Raw genomic sequence first — 21,076 nt, forward strand, 5'->3', positions numbered from 1 at the left:
AGTATTATGCAATACAAAGTAGTAAAAAATTTTAAATTTTTTAAAAATTCTTTCTTGATGTATTTTTGAAAACCTTTAAAAACTAATATAATAAGCACTTTCAAACGATTTCACCATTTAGATTAAACAAAAAAAATCCGCCTCATTAATGAGACGGATTTAATTATTTAGTAATTAAAGATTAAAATATTACTTTTTAATCGTCTTGATTGATTTAGCAGAACCGTCCTCCATGTGTAATGTCACGATATACATGCCGGTCTTCAGATCCGAAAGGTTAAGTTGAGCAGCTGCTTTCATATTTTTCACTAATCTTCCTGCCACATCGCTCACAGATACAGATTTTACTCCTTTCACATCTGAAATATTTAAAACATCGTGGAATGGATTAGGATAAGCAGTAACTTTAGCTTTATCAACATTTGAAGTTCCCGTAGTAGCTGAATTCACCTGAATCGTATAATCTTCAACCTGTCCAAAGCTGGAGCCCGTGGTAACACATGCATTGGCAAAATTACTCAGGTTAGGTTCTGTATTTGGGCCCGTACTACCGTAATAAGCAGATTTAACCCTCATTCTTGTCTGTCCTAATTTTGCATCTTCAGGAACTACGATAGATCCTACTGCCGGAGTTCCATTTACTCCATCCGAGCCCAATACAAATTTAAAGGTTTCAGGAGTTGTAAAATATTTTTCACCAGCATCATCAAAATCCCCATCTTGGTTCCAGTCGATAAATACAGCAAAGAAATGTCTGAATGTAGTCCCGTCTGTATTCGCATTCATTGAAATAGGATAAGTCGTATTTGTCAACACCGTCCCTATTTTATCCAGGAAGAATTCGTGGGCAGGGCTTCCGCCTACCGTTGCAGAAGTTGTATTGTTAATCCCTGCAAAAGTTACGTTCGTTGTAGGCTCCACTGTAGAATATGTTAGTGGTCCGCAATACTGAACTGTGGTAGTGGTGAAACTGATCTCTGTACATCCTGCAGCGTCCCCAACAGTGTTATACGGTACTACCTTTAAGTAATACATGGTGTTAGCCTGTAAAGCGGGCTTATAAGTAGTCCCGGTAACTACCGTTCCGTTTGCAATTTCGGTTCCTCCAGGGGTCGTACCAATATATACTTTATATCCCGCTGCGTACTGAACAGTATTCCACGTAATAGTTCCGTTTGCCGGGAAATCTGTTGATCCGGAAACTGGCAGACTAACACTTGCACAAATTGGAGCTGATGGCGGATTCAGTAATGATAGCGTGTAATCTTCAACCTGCCCATTTCCTAAATTAGCACATGGGTTTAGTAAAGCGTCGATCAGTGCAGTTGTAGAACTGTTGAAATTGTATTTGATTCGCATTCTCTTATTACCCAAACTTACCCCATTCGGTACTGCAATATTTCCTGCCAAATTTACTGTTGCACCTGTTCCTCCAACCAATGGTGGCGTGGTAAAGTACTGTTCACCGCCATCATTAAAATCTCCGTCGTTATTCCAGTCGATAAACACGGTCATCCCAAACCTGTTTGTTCCCAGACCTGTCGCTGCTACTGTAAGTTGGTTAGGAATACCAGCATATACAGGTAGAACAATCGCTGTAAAATCTTCGTGTGCAGATGCTCCTGTGGCAGCCGATGACGTATTGGTTACACCGTTAAGAGAAACAGAAGAAATAGGATACGTAACTGCTGAGGCAGTAATTGGGCCGCAATAACCGATATCATTATTTGTTGTAAACGATATTTCAGTACATCCCGCAGCACTTCCGTTCAGGTTCTTAGGAGTAACTTTTGCATAATAAGTAGTGTTGGTTGCCAAAGTAAGGTTGGTTGTAGTACCCCCAACTGTAATATTTACAAGATCTGATCCTCCCGGAGTCGTTCCTAACGTCACATCATAACTTACTGCGGTTGGTACTGCATCCCATGCCAAAGATAGATTTCCTGCTGATATGGTAGATCCGTTTGCAGGATAATTGATTGTAGTACATGCAGGGACAGTAGTAACAACTTCCTGATTAACTGTAATATCATCTACATAAATATTTCCGGAAGTTGATCCGCTTCTTACAAACCAAGCACCTACTCCGTAAACCTGTCCCGGCTGAATGATACCGGCAGGGATTGTACCGCTTAAAGTAGCGCAAGTTGTGGTTGCGGCAGAAGTTAAAGTAACCGGAGTTCCGAAAGTATTTACCGACCACTGATTTGTCGCCGTGTTCAGAACAAAATAGGCTAAGCTTAAGGTACCCGTAACCGTTGATGCCTTTTTATAACCTACGCTTACGTCAATTTTTTGTCCGTTTCCGGTTTGTCCTATTTCGCTCAGATCGATCATATAACCTGTTTGTGTTGCCGATGAGCTGATCGCGAGTTGCCCCCCGTTTGTTCCGTTACATGCAGCTGCAGTGGTTCGGCTTCCGCCACCAAACTGTTTGTAAATGGTCGTATTGTAACCCGGATCTTCAAAATTGCCTACATAGGCGTACTGTGCATTTGCACCAAATCCCAATGCCAAAAAGCATGAAAGTAAAAATTTCTTCATAATATTTAATTGTTAAGTGACACCAAATTTAAAAATTAATTTCAACTAAAAGCCAAAATCTTTTGTAAATTTAAAACAAAACCCCAATAAGGTTGTCAATTCCAAAAAAACCTTCAATGAATAGATCTTTAACTGAATCTAATAAGAATCACTCCCCATATGCTGCAGCAGTCTTCTGTTTTCTGCCGTAAGCTTTTCCATTTTCTGAAGGAGATGGTGGATCACTTCCACACCGGGGAGATTTACATCAAGATCATAATGCCAGTTCGCAAACCTTTCGAACAATTCAAGTTCATCATAAAGCAGATATTTTACTTCATTCTCGGTCACGGTCTTTAGCAGCCCCGCTTCTTCCAGAGAATCAAAAAAAGTAATTTCTATATTGTAAATCTTTACGAGTTCTTCCCGTGATATTCTCTCGCTCATCGCTGTAAATCTTTTAGTTGTTGGAATAAATCTTTTTCTTTCTCAGATAGATTTGTAGGAATTTTTACGTGGTAAGTAACCACCAGATCTCCGAACTCGCCTTCTTTTTTATACACCGGAAAACCTTTTCCTTTCAATCGTGCTTTTGTACCGTTCTGTGTTCCGGGTTTTACTTTAAGGTTTACACTGCCATCCAAAGTTTTCACGTTCACTTCGCCACCCAAAACAGCCGTATAAAGATCAACAATCACCTCCGCACTCAGTTGGTCGCCGTTTCTTTTAAAATGAGGGTCTTCTGCAATATTGAAGGTAATATACAGGTCTCCGTTCGGGCCGCCGTTATAACCGGGGCTTCCGTGACCTTTCAGTTTAATTTTCTGTCCGTCGGCAATTCCGGCAGGAATCGTAATGCGTACTTTCTTACCATTAATCTCAAAAGTTTGCTGATGAGTGGTAGCCGCGTCGCGGAGATGAAGATTCAGTTCTGCAGAGATGTCCTGACCGCGAAATTTTCCGGATGTACTTCCCCGCGAACTTCTGCCAAAACCGCTACCTGCGCCTCCACCAAACATGCTTTGGAAAAAATCTGAAAAATCCTCACCTTCGCCGAAATCTGCACCTGAAAATCCACCATAACTCGCACTCTGTTTCGAATGCTGTTGCTGCTGTCTGGCCTTTTCATATTCTTCGCCATGTTTCCAGTGTTCACCGTATTTGTCATATTTTTTGCGGTTTTCCGGGTGACTCAGTACTTCATTGGCTTCATTGATTTCCTTAAATTTCCGTTCAGCTTCCTTATCGCCTGGATTCACGTCGGGGTGGTATTTTCTGGCAAGTTTGCGGTAAGCTTTTTTAATATCTTCGGCCGACGCGTTTTTATCGATTCCCAAAATCTTATAATAATCTATATAAGCCATAGTATCATTGATTTATTCAAATTTAGGAAATTTTGCTGCAATCTTAATTTAAAGAACTGTTAAACTTTAAAGTGAATATTTTATTTTAGCTCAAAAATTATCTCATTGTTTTTCAAAGGCTTGCCATTCTTTTTCCTGATTTTTTATGTACCTGTTTTCTCACAAGTGCAGGATTCTGCAATGCATATTTCTGAAGTTCAGCTTGATGTCTACCGTAAACCGGCGAAACTCATCACGGCTACCAAATCGGTATCTGTAGCGCTTCCAAATTTTCTTTTACAGAACGCACCCGGCCGCCTTTTGGAATCATTAAATCTCTTGCCGGGAAGTAAAATGGAAGAACGATCCCCCGGAAGCTACCGTTTTTCGATTCGGGGAAGCACGCTGAGGTCTCCGTTCGGGGTAAGAAATGTGAAAATTTATCTTGATGATTTCTCCCTCACAGACGCTGCGGGAAATACGTATCTGAATATTCTGGATCCTGAAATCCTTCAATCAATTGAAATTTACAAAGGTCCTGAAAGTGGAGATTTCGGAGCAGTTACAGGCGGAACAGCTTTGCTTCAGACAAAAAATTCAGAAGAAAAAAGTTTTGGCATTTCAGCCGGAAGCTTCAGTCATTATAAAGGAAAAATTCGATTCGCTGAGCAGTTTAAAAATCATTTTCTGCAAGTCTATACCAGTTACGAAACCACGGATTCTTACCGTGACCACGCTGCATTACAAAGAAAATTCATGTTTCTGAACGACCGGTATCGCTATGGCCAAAACAACCAGTTCCACGTGCTGCTCCTGCTCTCCAAGGTTCATTACGAAACTCCCGGTGGATTAACGCTTGCCCAAATGCAGGAAAATCCCAGGCAGGCCCGGCCAAAAACTGCCACACTTCCGGGAGCCGCGGAACAGCAGGCCGGTATTTATAACAAAATGATTTTCGCCGGACTGTCTAATCTTATCAATTTTACTGAAAATTTTAGTCATTTTATTGTGGTACAGGGAAATTATAATGATTTCCGGAACCCTTTTATCACCAATTTCGAAAAAAGATTTGAAAACAATTTTACCGTTCGTACCCATTTAAATTTCGCTGAAAAATCGCTGAATTCCGTTTATGAAACACGTCTGGGTTTTGAAGGTGCGGCCGCAAAAGCAAGCATCAGAAATTTCGATAACAGGCTTGGAGTTCCGACGAATCCTCAGAATTTTGATAATATATATGCCAACAGCGGTTTTGTTTTCCTTTCCCAAAAAGCTGTCTTCGGAGAAAAACTGACGATCGACCTTGCCGGAAGCCTAAACTTAATGAACTACCGTTGGAAAAGCATTTTTCCGGAACAAACATCAGGCAACAGAAAATTTAAAAATGAATTTCTGCCGAATTTGGGGATTTCATATCTGTTGGGAAATGGATTTTCTGCTCGCGGAAAAATTGGGAAGGGAAATTCTGCTCCCACAACCGAAGAACTCCGCTCTTCAGCGCAGGAAATCAACCGCAGTCTGAATCCGGAATTTGGATGGAATAAAGAAATCGGCATCAGAAAACAGTGGGGAAATTTACTGTTTACTGAACTGAGTTTTTTCGATTTCAGGCTTAAAGACGCGATTGTAAGGAGGCAAAACGACAACGGTCAGGAATATTTTGTGAATGCCGGAGAAACGGTTCAAAAAGGAATTGAATTTGTTGCAGAGAGCCGAAAAATTCACATCAACAAAAAATTACTGAACAGCATAAAGTTCTATCTCGCAGGTAATCTTTATGATTTCATCTTTAAAAATTACATCAAAAACAGCGAAGATTTTTCAGGTAATCAACTCACCGGCGTTCCCTCCACCTCTTTGCAAAATCTGATGAATATTGAACTGTTGCAGGGTTTAAAAATAGATATCGCACATTTTTACACCTCGAAAATTCCACTGAACGATGCCAATTCTGTCTTTGCAGAACCTTCTTTTATCGGCAATATTTCTGCCAGCTATCTTTTGAAATCAAGAACTTTCATTGGAAGTTTATGCCTGAGCATTCAGAATATTTATAACACGCCGTACAGTTTGGGCTATGACACGAACGCTTATGGCAACAGGTTTTATAACCCTGCGGCGGGCAGAAATTATCTGCTTGGCATAAATTTAACGCTAAACTCACCGCTATGAAAAAACTTATTTACACCATGCTGATCACATTATTGGCCAGCTGTACCAAAGAAAAACCAAACTCACAACCTGCACAGAATAATTCGGCAGATGTTCCGGTAACTGGTTCTTTAAAATCCGTTCGAGAACAGACGAAAGAAAATATCTTGAAAAACCTCAATTCCGAAATTATATCTTATTTAAAATCAAACGATTACACACGTTTTTCGCAGTTTATACATCCACATAAGGGCATACGTTTTTCGATGTACGCGTATGTGCAACCTGAAAAAGACAAACATTTTTCCCGGGAAGATTTCAACAGATATATTTCAATGCCTACGAAATTTACCTGGGGAGAAAAAGACGGAACAGGCGATCTGCTTGTGGTTTCGCTGCAAAATTATTTACAACAGTGGGTTTTTAAAAGAGATTTCACGCAAGCTCAATTTTATTTGAATGAATTTAAGGGAAAAGGAAATTCACTCAATAACTTGTTAAAGATTTATCCTAACGCTGATTTCACTGAAAATTACATTCCCGGATCTGAGAAATACAGCGGCATGGACTGGAATTCTCTGCGTTTTGTTTTTGAGGAATTTCAGGGCAAATATTACCTTGTAGCCCTCATTAATGATGAATGGACTGTTTAATTTCCCGAGAAAAGAAATTTACCAATATCTTTGATTAAATTTTAAAATATGAAAGACGTTCTAAAGAACTACTCGGGAATTATTCTGCTTCTTACAGGAATTATTGCAGGCAGTTTTATCGGCATTTTTTTTCCGGCTGCTGTTATTTACCTGAAACCTCTGGGTGATATTTTCCTGAATTTGCTTTTTGTGAGCGTGGTACCGCTGGTATTTTTTGCAGTTTCCAATTCTATCTCATCGTTAGAGCAACAGTCGAAATTTGGGAAAATAATTTTCTCTATGATTTTTACATTTCTGCTCTTCATCATTATTGCTGCTCTGTTTACCATTGCGGCAGTTTATTTTTTTCCGACAGAAGCTTTACCTTCCACTTCTGGTGAAACAATCGATACCGGAGCCGAAACTTCGTGGGGCGACCGGATTGTAAGCTTTTTTACCGTGGGTGAATTCACCGAACTTTTTTCCCGAAAAAACATGCTGGCTTTGTTAATATTTGCTTTTCTTACGGGAACTGCAGTGAGAAAAACAGGTGATTCCGGGGCACCGTTCCGGCAATTTCTTGCTTCAGGCTACGAGGTAATGAAAGAACTGCTGCTCATCGTCATGAAAGCCGCTCCCATTGGTTTGGGAGCGTATTTCGCATATCAGGTTGCCACCGTCGGGCCTCAGCTTTTCGGATTTTATGCGAAGCCGCTCGGACTTTATTACATTGCCGGAACAGTTTACTTTCTCCTGTTTTTTACAATTTACGCTTTCATGGCGAAAGGAAAAGACGGTGTTCGGAAATTCTGGAAAAACAATATTTATCCGAGTTTAACGGCCATTTCAACCTGCAGCAGTTTCGCCACAATGCCTGCCAATTTACAGGCCGCCGCAAAAATCGGTGTGCCGGATGCAGTTGCCAATATTGTGATTCCCATCGGAAGTACGCTGCACAAAAACGGTTCCTCCATGTCGTCGATCATTAAAATTTATGTAGCGTTTTTAATTATCGGCGAAAATTTCTTCGATCCGATGAATCTGCTTCTCGCAATCGGAATCACGGTTTTTGTAAGTATTGTAGCCGGCGGAATCCCGAATGGAGGCTATATTGGGGAAATGCTCATGATTTCGGTGTACCAGCTTCCGGTGGAAGCCATTCCGGCAGTGATGATTATCGGAACTTTGGTAGATCCACTGGCCACCGTTTTAAATTCTACTGGAGATACCGTTGCCGCAATGTTTGTAACAAAAATTTCAGGTGAAAAATTTGAAGAACCAAAGGAGTTTTCGGTATAAATTAGAAAATTCAACCGTCTCCGAACATAAATTTTGAAGATCTGAAAAATATGTGCATATTTGAGATGCTGTGAGCAAACCTACAAACCCAATTCCTTACAGCACAATTTATGACGAAATTTTCCACTTTTGCCCTGCTTGTAAGCTTCGCTTTATTTACAAGTTGTGATTTCATTAAAAACACTTTCACTTACAAAGACAAAACTGAAAATTTTGTTGAAGCCCTAATGGATAAGAATTACGACGAGTGTATCAATCTGATGGCAACGGATCACGAGACGGCAAAAAAGACAAACCGGGATTCACTGAAATCTGGTTTAGATCAATTCAGGGCAGTAATAGGCAGCAATTTTGGAGATGGAAATTTTGAATACACCTTCATGAATGCCGAAAAGAAACGCTCTACCGTAGCCGCCGAAAATACACCACCCAATACCACACTGGCTCACATTGAATTTTCAAATGGAAAAAATATTGGCGTCTTTCAGGTTTTATTTGATGACACCTCCAATAAAATTCTCAACATACACACTTTGGAGATAAAAGCAGAGAAACCCAATATGTTGCTGTTCTGGCTTTTCGGAATTCTGCCATTAACTGTTTTATTATTCAATATTTATGTCATCAGAAAAATAAAGAAAAGCAATTTAAAGAGAAAATGGATAAAATACCTTGCAGTTATTGTTTTAAATGTACCGGCAATCTCTTATGCTGCGGTCGACGGCCTTTCGTATAAGCTTCTGAACTTTCAGATACTGTTTGGTGTTGGATTTTCATTTATGGGATATCTTGGCTCGGTGTGGACTTTCGGAATTCCTTTAGGTGGGATTTACTGGTTATGGAAGCTTCATCAACAGAAAAATTTAGCCTTTAATACTAAATCAACGTCTCAGATAATACCAGATTCACACGAAAAAACAACAGAAAATATGTAATTCATTTTACATTCCTGCGCTAATAGTAATCGCACGAGGAGATAAGGCTTTCTAAAAAACAATCAGTACTTGCAAATTAAAAAGCCGCTCTTTTGGAACGGCTTTTTATATAATTGTTATCGATAATCGTAGTATCGCGATCCAACCAAAACCTGATTTTCTGTTTCAATCTGGTTTAATCCAAAACCTTTATAATCTGAATTTACCGACGATTCCAGTTGTTTTCGGTGAAGTTTTTCGTAGGTTTCAAAATCAATGGCTTTTCTGTTTTTTAAATTCTCAAAAACATTCCATTTCTGAACTACTTCGCGCCAGGATTTTCCTACTTTTCCGGCAAAAACTTTCGCTTTCGAACCGCTTCCGTAGGCTAAAAACCCAATTTTCTGATCCTTCAGATCTTCCTGATTATCGTAACTCACCTGCATTGCCGAAAGCAAAGCCATGAAAACCGAAGCCGTGTACATATTGCCCACTTCGGAGGAAGCGCGTTGTGAAGGCTCAATTTTTCGGTTGATGAAGCTTAAATATTCTTCAGATTTTGCAACGGCTTTTTGCTCCTCAGGAGTTCCGTACGGAAGATTGTTCTCGAGGCTGAAAAGTTCAGTAAAAACTCTTTTCCCGTGAAACGCATAGGGTAAATGGAAAATTAGGTAACGCCAGTTTTCATAAGGTTTTTCGAGTCCTGTTTGCTCTTTGTAATGTTCGTAAGCTTCGCGAATTCTGTCCTGATAACACTGGTTGGAATACTGCCCATCAAAAACCGGTTCGTCAGTAAAAATTTCAATTTTATCGGGCATGGATGCTGCGGCAGATTTCAGATCAGATTTCAACGCTGCCCTTCTTGGTTTAAAGAAATCGAAAACACTTTCTGTGGCTACACCGTACACATTTTCAATTTCCAAAAGTCGAGGATTATTGGACAAAAGAAGTGCAACCGCGCCTCCACCCTGGGTATATTCGCCCGAGCTTTCCAGCTCATATTTTGCATAATCTGATGCGATTACCACGGCTTTTTTACCGGGATTTGCACGGCAGAAATCCAGGCAGTTCTGCAAAGCGTCCACAGCGCCTACACAAGCGAACGTCATATCCACCACATCACAGTTTTTGAAACATCTTGCTCCGAAGTCCTTTTCCAGAAGTGCTTCCACCATTTGCATCGCATAGGTTGCGGTAGGTTTTGCTGCATCCAGGGCACTTTCGGTACCGAGATAAATGCGGGAAATTTCTTTTGGATTGAGGTGGTAATCTTTAATCAGTTTCAGTAAAGCTTCCGCAGCAAAAGTTGCTGCATCTTCATGCACATCCGGAAAAGCCATTTTGTGTAAGCCCAAACCTTTCTCGAGTTTCGCAGGCTCAATGTTTCTTTTTTCTGCTAAATCTTTAATTTCTAAATAAAGGGAAGGAACGTGGAAGCTTGCCGCTTCAATACCGTAAATCATACTGCTTAATTTTAGACAAATCTCCGAAAATTATCTTCCATGAGAAAATAAAAATTGCCGGAACTGCTGCTCCGGCAAAAATTTTAACACTGATACATAAGTTTATTTGTAAGCTTCAATCGTTTTATTAATCAAATCGATCTGCTGATTGATGGTCGGGCTGGCAGGATTTGCCTTCAACACTGCCATTTTTTTAGCCAGACCTTCTTTCAGAATCTGAACAATCATCATTTTTGCCTGCGGATTATTACCGAGCTGGCCTTTTACCTGAGTTAATATTTTGGTAACATTTTCAGTCGCTTTCAGGTTATCAGAACTCATGATCCAGTTATAGCCGTCTTCTGCAGCGGCTCCCAATTCGGGATTCTGGAATTTCAAAAACGGATAAAAAGCTGCGGTAGAAGCAATCGCAGGCATTTGCTTTTCAATTTTGTTTTTCACAATAATCGGTAAAAGTTCTGCAATTAAATCTTCACTTGCTCCATCAAGATCAATGCTGCTGGCCAAAGTCGCTACTTTTGAAGGATCAACCGCTGCAATCCCGGAAAGTGAACTGCCCTTTACCGCATTGGAAACTGCATTCATGCCCTTTTCAAAAACTGGGAGATATTTTTTGTCTTTTGTTTTTGCCAGAGCAGAAATTGCTGCTGCCTGAACCAAAGTTTTCGGATCTTCGGAAGCCATTTTTTCCACTGTTGACAACGCTGCTTTTGCCTGATCAGGTTTTGATAAATCTAATCCACTCAACGCTTTCATTCTGATTCTGAAATTGGAATCTTTCAAGGCTGCCACCAAAATTTTCAGTGCCGCAGGATTGGCGCCTTTATTCTCTGCAGCATGCTCTACCGCTCTGTAACGGCTCAAAAATTCCTTGGAATTCGAATACTGTGCAAAATACTGCTCCGATGTTTTCTCGCCAGTAAATTCTCCCAGTATTACGCCATCAGCATTCAGATTGATGAAATCGGGGTTTTTGGAAACCGGGAAGGTGAAAACATTTTTATCTTTCGCAGAAACCCAAACATTTTTTCTGGCAGGTTTTCCGTTTTCGTAGATATCAAGTGCCAACGGAAACTGGAAATTACCGCCCAACTGGTCCTGACTCACTGTAATTTTCACTTCTTTTTTCACCGGTTCAAAGGTTGTGGTGTAAGAAACTTTCGGGTGTCCGCTGTTGAAGTACCACTGATTGAAAAACCAGTTCAGGTCTTTACCCGAAACTTTTTCGAGGGACAGACGGAACTGATGCGCTTCGCCCGTGCCGTATTCATTGGTTTTCAGATAATCGTGCATTCCGGCCCAAAACGCTTCGTCACCAAGATAATTTCTCAACATGTGAAGAATAGAGCCGCCTTTATTGTAGGAAACCGCATCGAACATATCTTCTTTGTGATGGTAATTAAATCTTACCAAATCTTTGGTAACATTCGAAGGGTCGCGGAAATACCCTTCAGCAGCCTTCATCAACGTATAATCTGCGAAATCTTTTCCATATTTATATTCGTTCCAAAGATATTCGGAATAGTTGGCGAAAGATTCGTTTACGGTAAGGTTGCTCCAGCTTTCGGTGGTTACCAGATCGCCAAACCAGTGGTGGAACAGTTCGTGCGAGATTACATCTTCCCAGCGGTTTTCGTCGATCAGGTCGCCGGGTTTTTGCTGTGCCGATTCCTGATGAAGGACCGCAGTGGTATTTTCCATCGCACCGGAAACATAATCTCTGGCGGTAATCTGCGCATATTTGGACCACGGATAATCGTAATTCAGTTTTTTAGAAAAGAATTCCAACATTTCCGGCGTGTTTCCGAAAATCTGTTTCGCGTACGCTTCATATTCTTTTTCAACATAATAATCTACCGGAATATTTCTCCATTTATCTTTCACCACGGCATAATCTCCCACTCCCATGAAGAACAAATAGGGTGCGTGTTTCTTATCCATCACCCAGTGATCGGTACGCAGTCCGTTGCCTTCCTTAACCGACGATTTCATTAAACCGTTGGATAAAGTGACATATTTATCGGGCACGGTCATATAAATTTCCTGAGTGGTTTTCTGGTTGGGTTTGTCGATGGTGGGGAACCATGCGGAGCTAGCCTCTGTTTCGCCCTGCGTCCAGATTTGGGTAGGTTTATCAGCGTCTTTTCCCTGTGCGTTAACAAAATAAAGACCTTTAGCGTCTGTAATTGCTGCGCTACCTTTGTCTTTCACTTCGTTGGGACGTGCTGTATATTTAATGTAAACCGTATAATCCTGATTTCGGGTATAGGTTTTATCTAAAGTGATTCTGAGTATATCGTCTTTGTACGCGTACTTCAATGGAGTTTTGGCTCCGTTTTTATCCAAAGCAACCTCGTGGATAAGCATCGCTTTTGCATCCAGAATCAGGGAATCCGAAGGATAGAAATGCGGACTGGCAGTTAGCCATTCTTCCCCATTCATCTGCTCTTTGGCATAATCGAAATTTACTTTGAGTTTCGTATGCTTAAGCTCGGTTGATTTGGTGTGGGTTTGTCGATATTCGGTTTTTCCGGAAGTTTCGGTTTGTGCAAAAATGGCATTGGAACTGAATAACGTACCAAGAAATAAAGCCGCAATGAATATTTTCTTCATAATATTTTGAAAGATTTTTTCGGTGTAAAATTTAAAAATGATAGGTCACGTTTTCTTACAGAAAGTTACAAAAAAAAGTGAAGCCTGCTGCTCCACTTTAAACTTTGAATTATTCTTAAACCGCAACCGGCGCCTTAATTCCGGGATAAGGTTCGTAATTTTCAAGTGTGAAATCTTCAAAACCGAAATCAAAAATATTTTTGATCTCAGGATTAAGTTTCATTGTTGGTAAAGCTTTTGGAGTTCTTGAAAGCTGTTTTTTCACCTGTTCGAAATGATTGTTGTAAATATGTACATCGCCGAAAGTATGTACATAATCGCCCACTTCTAAATCACAAACCTGCGCAACCATCATCAAAAGCAACGCATAACTTGCAATATTAAACGGAACTCCCAGGAAAACGTCGGCACTTCTCTGGTACAGCTGAAGCGACAGTTTTCCATCGGCAACATAAAACTGAAACATCGCATGACAAGGAGCTAACGCCATATTGGGAATTTCCGCAACATTCCATGCGGAAACGATCAATCTTCTGGAATCCGGATTTTTTTTAATCTGATCGATGACCTCCGAAATCTGATCGACGATTTTTCCGTCAGCGCCGGCCCAGCTCCTCCACTGAGCACCGTAAACCGGCCCCAGATCACCGTTTTCGTCGGCCCATTCGTTCCAGATCGATACACCGTTATCGGTAAGATATTTAATATTGGTATCGCCATTCAGAAACCACAGCAGCTCGTAAATAATTGATTTTAAATGGACTTTTTTGGTGGTCACGAGCGGAAAACCTTCAGATAAGTTGTACCGCAGCTGATATCCGAAAACACTTCGGGTGCCGGTGCCGGTTCTGTCGGTTTTATCGGTTCCGTTATCGAGAATATGCTGGAGAAGATCGTGATAGTTTTGCATTTTTAGGAGAAAATTTAAGCAATATGTATGTTTCAAAAATACGCAAATTTTCACCAAAGATTGATGATGCTTTGCTTTAAATTATTCAGAATAAATTCGTCTCCTTTGCTTTTTCCCTGCATTGCTTTAGCCAGAGGGCTTTCGGTAGAAATCACAAAAATCTTCTTTTCCTGAAACCTGATTTCTCCCAAAGAAACCGCAATATAAAAAAAGCCTTTTTCAGTTTCAACCAGCGAACCCAAACCAATAACCGAATATTGGTTGGTGTTGATTAATTTTAAAGAATTCAGTGCTTTTAAATTTTCATTAAGCTGAACCTGAAGGTTATTAATTTCCTGCTGCACCATCTCGCGTGAGGTTTCATACTTATCGCCCATCGAACTTTTGGTTTCGTTGTTGGCGGCGCGGGTTTCGGAAATCAGATGTTCTAAATAATCAGTTTTCTCTGACAATTTCCCGCGGATGATTTGAAGGATCTCGGATTTATTCATGATTATCTTAATTTTAGCTAAAGCCTTACCGCTGTATTTAACAAAAACGGGCTAATGCCCGTTTTCATTCATCATTACTATGAACTGATGATTATTTTTCGAATACGGCGTAGCCGCCAGCTTTCAGCACAAAACCTTTGTCCTGTGAAAAGTCTCTTGTTTTCTTTTCGAAAATATCTTTGTAAACGCCCGCCACTTTGTCATCGGTAATCTGGAATGTTACTGCTTCTTTAGACATGTTCAGCACGGTTAAAACCTCATCTTTTCCGTTTTTTCTGAGGTAAGCCATTACTTTATCATCTGCAGAAGTGCGCAGGGCAATAGTTTTTGCTTCCGGATCGCCACCGCGTAAAGCAGGATTGCTCGACTTTAGATTCAACAATGTTTTATAAAAATCGTGAAGTTCATACGTTCCGTTCCATGGAATTGGATCTTTGGTAAAAAACTCCAGTCTCTTGGTTTTTAAAGGAAGTTCCTGACCGTTGTAGATCAAGGGAACACCGTTCCATGTAACTGAAAATACCGCTAGAGGTTTTGCAAGTAGACCATATTTTTCATACTCGGTTCCGTTCCAGGTGTTTTCGTCGTGGTTGGAAGTAAACCAGGCGCGCATGGAATTGTCGCCAATTGCGGTATATCTTCCGAGCAGATTTTTTAAATCACCGAAAGACGCTTTGCCTTCGTTATAGTCTTTTGTTTTGTGCATCCAGTTCCAGATGTAACTTGCATCAAACACTTTACCGTAATCTGGATTATCGAGTTCATCGAATTCGCCTAACCAGAATAAAGGTTTTACTTTCTCAACTTCAGGTCTGGCCTGCTGCCAGAAATCGACTTCAACCCAAGCTGCTAAATCGCATCGGAAGCCGTCGATATTGGTTTCGCGTACCCAGAATTTCATGGCTTCGATCATGGCCAATCTCATCTGCGGATTGCTGTAATCGAGTTCGATGATATCATCCATTCCGGAAGCAATCTGGAAATCGTTGGTTTTTGGATCTTTTAAATAAAACTCAGGGTTTGTTTTGGTCCATACATGATCCCAGCCGGTGTGGTTGGCTACCCAGTCGATGATGACTTTGAAACCCATTTTGTGCGCTTTGTTTACCATGTGCTTGAAATCCTCCATCGTGCCGAATTCCGGATTGATCGCCGTATAATCCTGCGCTGCATACTGGCTTCCCAAAGGTCCTTTTTTATTTTTCTGAGCAATTGGAGTGATAGGCATAAACCAAAGCGTTTTTACTCCCATTTCTTTCAGTCGCGGCATTTCTTTTTCGAATGCGCGGAAGGTGCCCTCTTCGGTATATTGTCTTATATTAACTTCGTAGATATTGGTGGTGTGTTTCCATTCACTGGGCAACTCGTTCATTGTTGTAGATTTTTGTGTGGTACAGGATGCGATTCCCAGTCCGATGATTGCTAAAAGTATGAGTTTTTTCATGCTGATGATTTGCTAGCAAATGTAATGGTTTTTTTATTAAATTCGGGTTGCGGAAGTAATCTTTTGAAGGAACTGAATGTTAAAAGTCATTAAAAAACCCCGGGAATTCCGGGGTTGTATTTTTAAACTTCATCAGTATCATCTTCTTCAAAGAAATCATCATCAAAGTCATCTTCTTCATCATCGAAATCTTCGTCTTCGTCGGCAAACTCACCTGTATTAAAATCGTCGCCAAAGTTTTCGAAATCATCTACCAAAGGTATTGTTGAATTCTTCTGTGCTTTCTTTCCAGATTTGCTTGGTGCTTTCAGCGGCATGTTTCCGAAACGGAAAACAGTGATGGGGTAATTTACGGCAGGCTTCTCGTCGATAATTTCGATCAGCTCGCAGAAGAACTCCCAAAGATCCATAAAACCGTACTGGAAATGTACTTTGTCTCCTACTTTTTCGAAGGCTTCGCTGATATATACATCCGACATTATTTCGCCGTCACCGTCGTCACTCATGTCTTCCAGCGGCACCGTTTTAACCACCATTCCCTCTTCATCAAGAATATTGAAAAGCGACAAATCCTCTCCCATGAGGGTAAATGCGCTCTTGATTCCCAAATGCAGATTCCAGAGATTCTGTTTATCCTTGATCTCAACATCACGGAAGATATCATCTTTGGTATCTAAAATAATACGGATTTTATAAACCATTTTTAGTTTAAATTTAGATAGATTTTAGAATTAACTTACGGATACAAATATAAAACAATTGCATTTTGACAAAAAAGAAATCGCAGCGTTTTTATTAAAAAAGTTTTGCTTACATTTTGCGTTTTCTAATTGCTTTTTTCCAGTAAAAAAGTAAACCGTGTACCTTCCAAATATACACTTTCTACGGAGATATTTTCGCCGTGTGCATCCAGTATATGCTTTACGATTGCAAGGCCCAGCCCCGAACCTCCGTCGTTGCGGTTTCTGCTGGTTTCTACACGGTAAAATCTTTCGAAAATACGTGGCAAAACTTCGGGCTTAATTCCCATTCCGTTGTCCTCTACTGTTACCAGGACTTTGTTTTTAAGAATGGTGGTTTTAATGGTAATCTGCGCCTTGTCGCGGTTGGCGTAATGAATGGCATTTGAAATTAAATTGATAAGAACCTGAGAAATTTTCTGCTTGTCGGCATTCACAAAAATCTGTGGCGACACTGTCTGCAGCTGTACTCTGGCGTCTTTTCGTACCGCTTCCAGGTCAAGAAGATCGATGATTTCGCGTATAACACTGTTAATATCGAAACTGCAAATATTGAGCTTGATTTCGCCGGATTCGTACTGGTTGATCATGTCCAGATCCTTTACAATATTAAGGAGTCTCTCGACAGATTTATCGATTCTTTCCAGATATTTGTCCCGGATGGCCAGATTTTCTACGCCGCCATCCATAAGTGTTTCCACATAACCCTGAATGGAAAAAAGCGGTGTTTTGAGCTCGTGGGATACATTGCCGATATATTCTTTCCGGTAGGTTTCCATCTCTTTCATGGTTCCCATTTCGGTGGCATTTTTCTGGCTGAATTCGGAAACCCGTTCACCGAGTTCGCGCAGATTCATCTCATTGGCGGTATCGGGATTAATTCCTTCGGGAAGTATGGTCGAAATTTCTTTTACCTGCCTTTTACCGTAAACATTAAAGAGGTAATCCAGAATCACATAATTCAGCACAAAAATAAGCACTACACAAGCAAAGAGCGTAAGGTAAAAATTATTCTGGTTCTGAAAAGCTACACTGTTAGAATATTCGAAAAGCAGTGCTACCAGAGACATCGCCACGGTTAAAAATACAGAAGCGACCAAAGTAAGCCGGTGAAACCTCATGTTACAAATTTACACAACTAATTTATAACCAATGCCTTTTAACGTTTGAATCGTACCGATGCCGAGTTTTTCGCGCAGTCTTCGGATATGTACGTCGATGGTTCTTTCGCCCACAATTACATCGTTTCCCCAGACTTTTTCGAGGATTTCTTCGCGTTTGAAAACTTTGTTGGTGTTGGAAGCCAGCAGGTAAAGCAGATCGAATTCTTTTTTCGGGAGCAGAAACTGCTGTCCGCCTTTAGAAACCCGGAAGTTGTCTTTATCAATCATTAAATCTCCCACCGTAATATTCTTTGTAGTATCCGAAACCTGCGAGGTAAGCTGCAGTAAAGCATTAACTTTAGAAATCAGGATTTTTGGTTTAATGATTTTTACGATATAATCGTTGGCACCTGCCTGGAAACCGGCTAATTGGGAAAACTCTTCGCTTCTTGCGGAAAGAAAAACGATGAGGGTTTTCTGGAGTTCTTTAATCTTTCGTAAATCCTGGCAGGTCTCGATACCGTCTTTTTCGGGCATCATCACATCCAGTAGAATAAGATCCGGGATAATCTGTTTGGCTTTTTCAATCCCTTCATTGCCATTGCTGGCGGTATACACTTCGTAGCCTTCTTTTTCGAGATTGTAGGATAAAATTTCTAAAATATCCTGCTCATCATCAATCAAAAGAATTTTTTTCTGATTCATCTTTACTATTTAACCTTTCAAAGTTAATCAATTTTGAAAACAGGTGTTCACTTAACGGTAATATTCACAATTAGTTAATATTTGCCGTCGTATGTTCAAAATTTATTAAAACAAACTTAAGACTGTAGAAACACCAAAGCGGTGAGTTCTTTATTCCTTTGCAACGAGAGAAATTTATTAAAAAGAATCAAGTAAGATGAGCAAACTAAGTATTGCAGTTATTTTTCTAAGCTGTTCAACAACAATACTATACGCACAGGAAACAAGGAACGACACCATTAAGAAAGAAAAGCGCATTGAAGGAGTTACCATACAGGGCAGTGTTAAAAAAAGTTCTGAAAGCAACATTATAAGTCTTCAGAAAAAATCGGTGGAAGTAATTGAGCGTGTAGGTGCATCCCAACTCGAAAAACAGGGAGTTGGCGATGTATCGGTAGCGGTTACCAAAGCCACTGGCGCACAAAAACAGGAAGGCAGCGGCCAGGTTTTCATCCGTGGACTAGGTGATAGAAGCAATGCCACTACGATGAATGGTTTGCCGATTCCATCCAATGATCCTGTTTATAAAAACATCGATCTAAGCATCATAAAAACTGATATGATCGATTATGTAGGCCTTGAAAAAGTGTATAACCCAAAAGTGTGGGGCGACATGTCGGGAGCGAATGTAGATATTGTTTCTAAAGTATATACCGGTAAGCCTTATTTTAAAGTAAATCTTGGTTCGTCTGTTAATGCTAATGCGATTAATCAAAGTAATTTTTATTTGCAAAATGGCCCTGATTATTTCGGATTCAAACAAATTAATAAACCAAGTAACGCTGCTTTAGTAAATAACGGTTATGTTTTCAAAACTTCATGGGCGGATAGAGCGGTTTTCACACCGATTAATTCTTCACTGGGTATTGATTTCGGAAGAACTTTTAAAGTTGGTGAACAAGGAAAACTGAGCGTTTTCGGATTCGGTTCATTTGATAACAACTATGGTTACAAGGAAGGAATCATAAGATCTGTCGATAATGTAGGAATTGCAATGAAAGATCTTTTCGGAACTGAATATTCTTACGCTACGAATTCTACAGGATTGATTAACCTTAATTACAAACTGAACAGCAACCATAATTTGAAGTTTGTTTCTAATTACATCCACACTACGGAACAAAAATTGGAAAATTACGCCGGTTACATAAGAGATACCAACGAAAATAGAGCTGAAGAAACAGCTTTGCTTCGTAGAGCAAACTATAAAACCAATGATTTGTTCATCAATCAACTGGCCGGTGAACACAAGATTGCTTCTCCACTGAAATTATATTGGAACCTTGGGTACAACAGATTAGATAGCCGCAGACCAGACAGAATGCAGAATATCTCCATCTATAACCAAAGAACTGACTCTAATTATTTCGGAGCGAGTAATCCTGGAGCGAATCACAGATATTTTGATAAACTGATTGAAAACGATTATGTAGGCGACATCCACGCGGATTATGAAATTAACGAAAATGTAAAACTTACTTTCGGTTACAACGGAAGATATAAAGAAAGTGATTTCCGCGCTACACAGTTTAACTTTAGAATCAACACATCTCAAGGAAATTATTATCTAAATCCTGGGGATTACGGTAGTTTCTTCAACGCTACCAACTATGCTGCAGGACTTTTTGATATTGTAACTTTCCGTGGAGATATCAAATGGAATCCGGAAACTGCCTTGGTTCCTCAGTTCTACAACTCTGAAGTTTTAAATAATGCTGGTTACGCTAATTTAGAGTACAAGTTTAGTGATCGTTTTACAGCACAGGTCGGTTTAAGATACGATAATCTTGACCAAAAAATAGATTACAGCACTTCTATTAAAGAAGGAACGGTTGAGAAAAATTATTCTAAAATCTTACCTGCATTAAACTTGAAATATAGCGTAAACGATACGAATAACCTAAGATTCTCCGCTTCTAAAACTTATACTACTCCACTTCTTTTGGAAATTGCACCTTATGAGTATGAGGAAGTTGATGAGCTAAGTTTTGGTAATCCTGCGCTTTATCCATCAGATAACTACAATGCAGACCTAAAATGGGAGTGGTTCCCGAAAAAAGGTGAAGTAATATCTGTTACAGCATTCGGGAAATACATACAAAATCCAATTTCCAGAGTTACCGTAAACTCTTCCTCCAATTCAGTTTCATTTGTGAATATCGGAGACCAAGGTCATGTTTTCGGAGTGGAAATGGAATTTAGAAAAGATCTTTACCAAAACAATAATACAAGGATTTACACTTTCTTGAACGGTACATACCTAAACACCAACCAAGATCTTGATAGAGAAAAAGTTGTTGCAGAAACCACAACTTCTTACAGCAACACAATTTCTATCGACCCATCAACATCAAGCGACAAAATGCAAGGTGCGTCCGATTTCCTTGCAAACGTGAACCTTGGTTTCGAACAAAAATGGGGAAGCCAAAACGCTTTGGATTTGGTGGTTTCTTACTCCCATATTTCCGATAACATCTACGCTATTGGATATGCAAACAAAGGAAACCTTGTGGACAAAGCCATCAACGTATTAGATGCAGTTGCAAAAGTGAAATTTGCTAACGGAATCGGATTTTCAGTAAGTGGTAAAAACCTGCTGAATCCTAGCTTCAAAAGAGTACAAGAAAATACAAACGGCGATGTTTCTGTAAGAGATTATAAAAAAGGAACTAACATAGGAGTAGGAGTTTCCTACGAATTTTAATA

At 40.0% G+C, this 21,076-nt stretch carries 16 protein-coding genes; 5 read left to right on the plus strand and 11 right to left on the minus strand.

Annotated elements, in window-relative coordinates:
* Positions 1–189: 189 nt before the first annotated feature.
* The 3 genes from OK344_RS03970 to OK344_RS03980 form a co-directional block, all read right to left on the minus strand.
* A complete protein-coding gene (locus tag OK344_RS03970; RefSeq protein ID WP_265143551.1) occupies positions 190–2,544 on the minus strand; it encodes a GEVED domain-containing protein in 2,355 nt (784 codons plus the stop codon).
* Positions 2,545–2,682: 138 nt separating this feature from the next.
* Positions 2,683–2,970 carry a chaperone modulator CbpM gene (locus OK344_RS03975; protein ID WP_088469915.1) on the minus strand — a complete coding sequence of 96 codons (288 nt, stop codon included), beginning with the start codon at positions 2,968–2,970 and terminating at the stop codon, positions 2,683–2,685.
* Positions 2,967–3,887, minus strand: coding sequence for a DnaJ C-terminal domain-containing protein (locus OK344_RS03980; protein ID WP_265143552.1), 921 nt, complete (start codon positions 3,885–3,887; stop codon positions 2,967–2,969). The genes OK344_RS03975 and OK344_RS03980 overlap by 4 nt, the downstream gene beginning before the upstream one ends.
* Positions 3,888–3,992: 105 nt before the next feature.
* On the opposite strand from OK344_RS03980, the gene OK344_RS03985 reads away from it, so the two are divergent.
* The 4 genes from OK344_RS03985 to OK344_RS04000 all read left to right on the plus strand — a co-directional run bounded on the left by OK344_RS03985 (position 3,993) and on the right by OK344_RS04000 (position 8,883).
* Positions 3,993–6,038, plus strand: a complete 2,046-nt coding sequence (locus OK344_RS03985) for a TonB-dependent receptor (RefSeq protein WP_265143553.1) — start codon at positions 3,993–3,995, stop codon at positions 6,036–6,038.
* The gene (locus OK344_RS03990; protein ID WP_265143554.1) at positions 6,035–6,670 is read left to right on the plus strand and encodes a hypothetical protein; all 636 of its coding nucleotides are present in this window, start codon (positions 6,035–6,037) and stop codon (positions 6,668–6,670) included. The genes OK344_RS03985 and OK344_RS03990 overlap by 4 nt, the downstream gene beginning before the upstream one ends.
* 48 nt (positions 6,671–6,718) lie before the next feature.
* Complete coding sequence (locus OK344_RS03995) at positions 6,719–7,948, plus strand: dicarboxylate/amino acid:cation symporter (protein ID WP_265143555.1); 1,230 nt, start codon at positions 6,719–6,721, stop codon at positions 7,946–7,948.
* A 110-nt stretch (positions 7,949–8,058) separates the two neighbouring features.
* Positions 8,059–8,883, plus strand: coding sequence for a hypothetical protein (locus tag OK344_RS04000; protein WP_265143556.1), 825 nt, complete (start codon positions 8,059–8,061; stop codon positions 8,881–8,883).
* Between the two features lie 116 nt (positions 8,884–8,999).
* Here OK344_RS04000 and OK344_RS04005 read toward each other — a convergent pair whose 3' ends face one another.
* The 8 genes from OK344_RS04005 to OK344_RS04040 form a co-directional block, all read right to left on the minus strand.
* Positions 9,000–10,325, minus strand: coding sequence for a hydroxymethylglutaryl-CoA synthase family protein (locus tag OK344_RS04005; RefSeq protein ID WP_265143557.1), 1,326 nt, complete (start codon positions 10,323–10,325; stop codon positions 9,000–9,002).
* Positions 10,326–10,427: 102 nt separating this feature from the next.
* A complete protein-coding gene (locus OK344_RS04010; protein WP_265143558.1) occupies positions 10,428–12,938 on the minus strand; it encodes a M1 family metallopeptidase in 2,511 nt (836 codons plus the stop codon).
* 115 nt (positions 12,939–13,053) lie between these two features.
* A complete protein-coding gene (locus OK344_RS04015) occupies positions 13,054–13,848 on the minus strand; it encodes a thymidylate synthase (protein WP_265143559.1) in 795 nt (264 codons plus the stop codon).
* 50 nt (positions 13,849–13,898) lie between these two features.
* Entirely contained in the window at positions 13,899–14,339 is a 441-nt protein-coding gene (locus OK344_RS04020; protein ID WP_265143560.1) for a GreA/GreB family elongation factor, read from the minus strand.
* Between the two features lie 91 nt (positions 14,340–14,430).
* Positions 14,431–15,783 (minus strand): alpha-amylase family glycosyl hydrolase, encoded by a 1,353-nt coding sequence (locus OK344_RS04025; protein ID WP_265143561.1) that lies wholly within the window; start codon positions 15,781–15,783, stop codon positions 14,431–14,433.
* 122 nt (positions 15,784–15,905) lie between these two features.
* Positions 15,906–16,484, minus strand: a complete 579-nt coding sequence (locus tag OK344_RS04030) for an IS1096 element passenger TnpR family protein (protein WP_265143562.1) — start codon at positions 16,482–16,484, stop codon at positions 15,906–15,908.
* A gap of 125 nt (positions 16,485–16,609) precedes the next feature.
* On the minus strand, positions 16,610–17,644 hold the full coding sequence (locus OK344_RS04035; RefSeq protein WP_265143563.1) for a sensor histidine kinase: 1,035 nt from the start codon (positions 17,642–17,644) through the stop codon (positions 16,610–16,612).
* Positions 17,645–17,653: 9 nt separating this feature from the next.
* A complete protein-coding gene (locus tag OK344_RS04040; protein WP_088469901.1) occupies positions 17,654–18,331 on the minus strand; it encodes a response regulator transcription factor in 678 nt (225 codons plus the stop codon).
* A 196-nt stretch (positions 18,332–18,527) separates the two neighbouring features.
* On the opposite strand from OK344_RS04040, the gene OK344_RS04045 reads away from it, so the two are divergent.
* Positions 18,528–21,074 carry a TonB-dependent receptor domain-containing protein gene (locus tag OK344_RS04045; RefSeq protein ID WP_265143564.1) on the plus strand — a complete coding sequence of 849 codons (2,547 nt, stop codon included), beginning with the start codon at positions 18,528–18,530 and terminating at the stop codon, positions 21,072–21,074.
* The last annotated feature ends 2 nt before the right edge of the window (positions 21,075–21,076 follow it).

This window comes from Kaistella yananensis, from assembly GCF_026107505.2.
Taxonomy (GTDB): domain Bacteria; phylum Bacteroidota; class Bacteroidia; order Flavobacteriales; family Weeksellaceae; genus Kaistella; species Kaistella yananensis.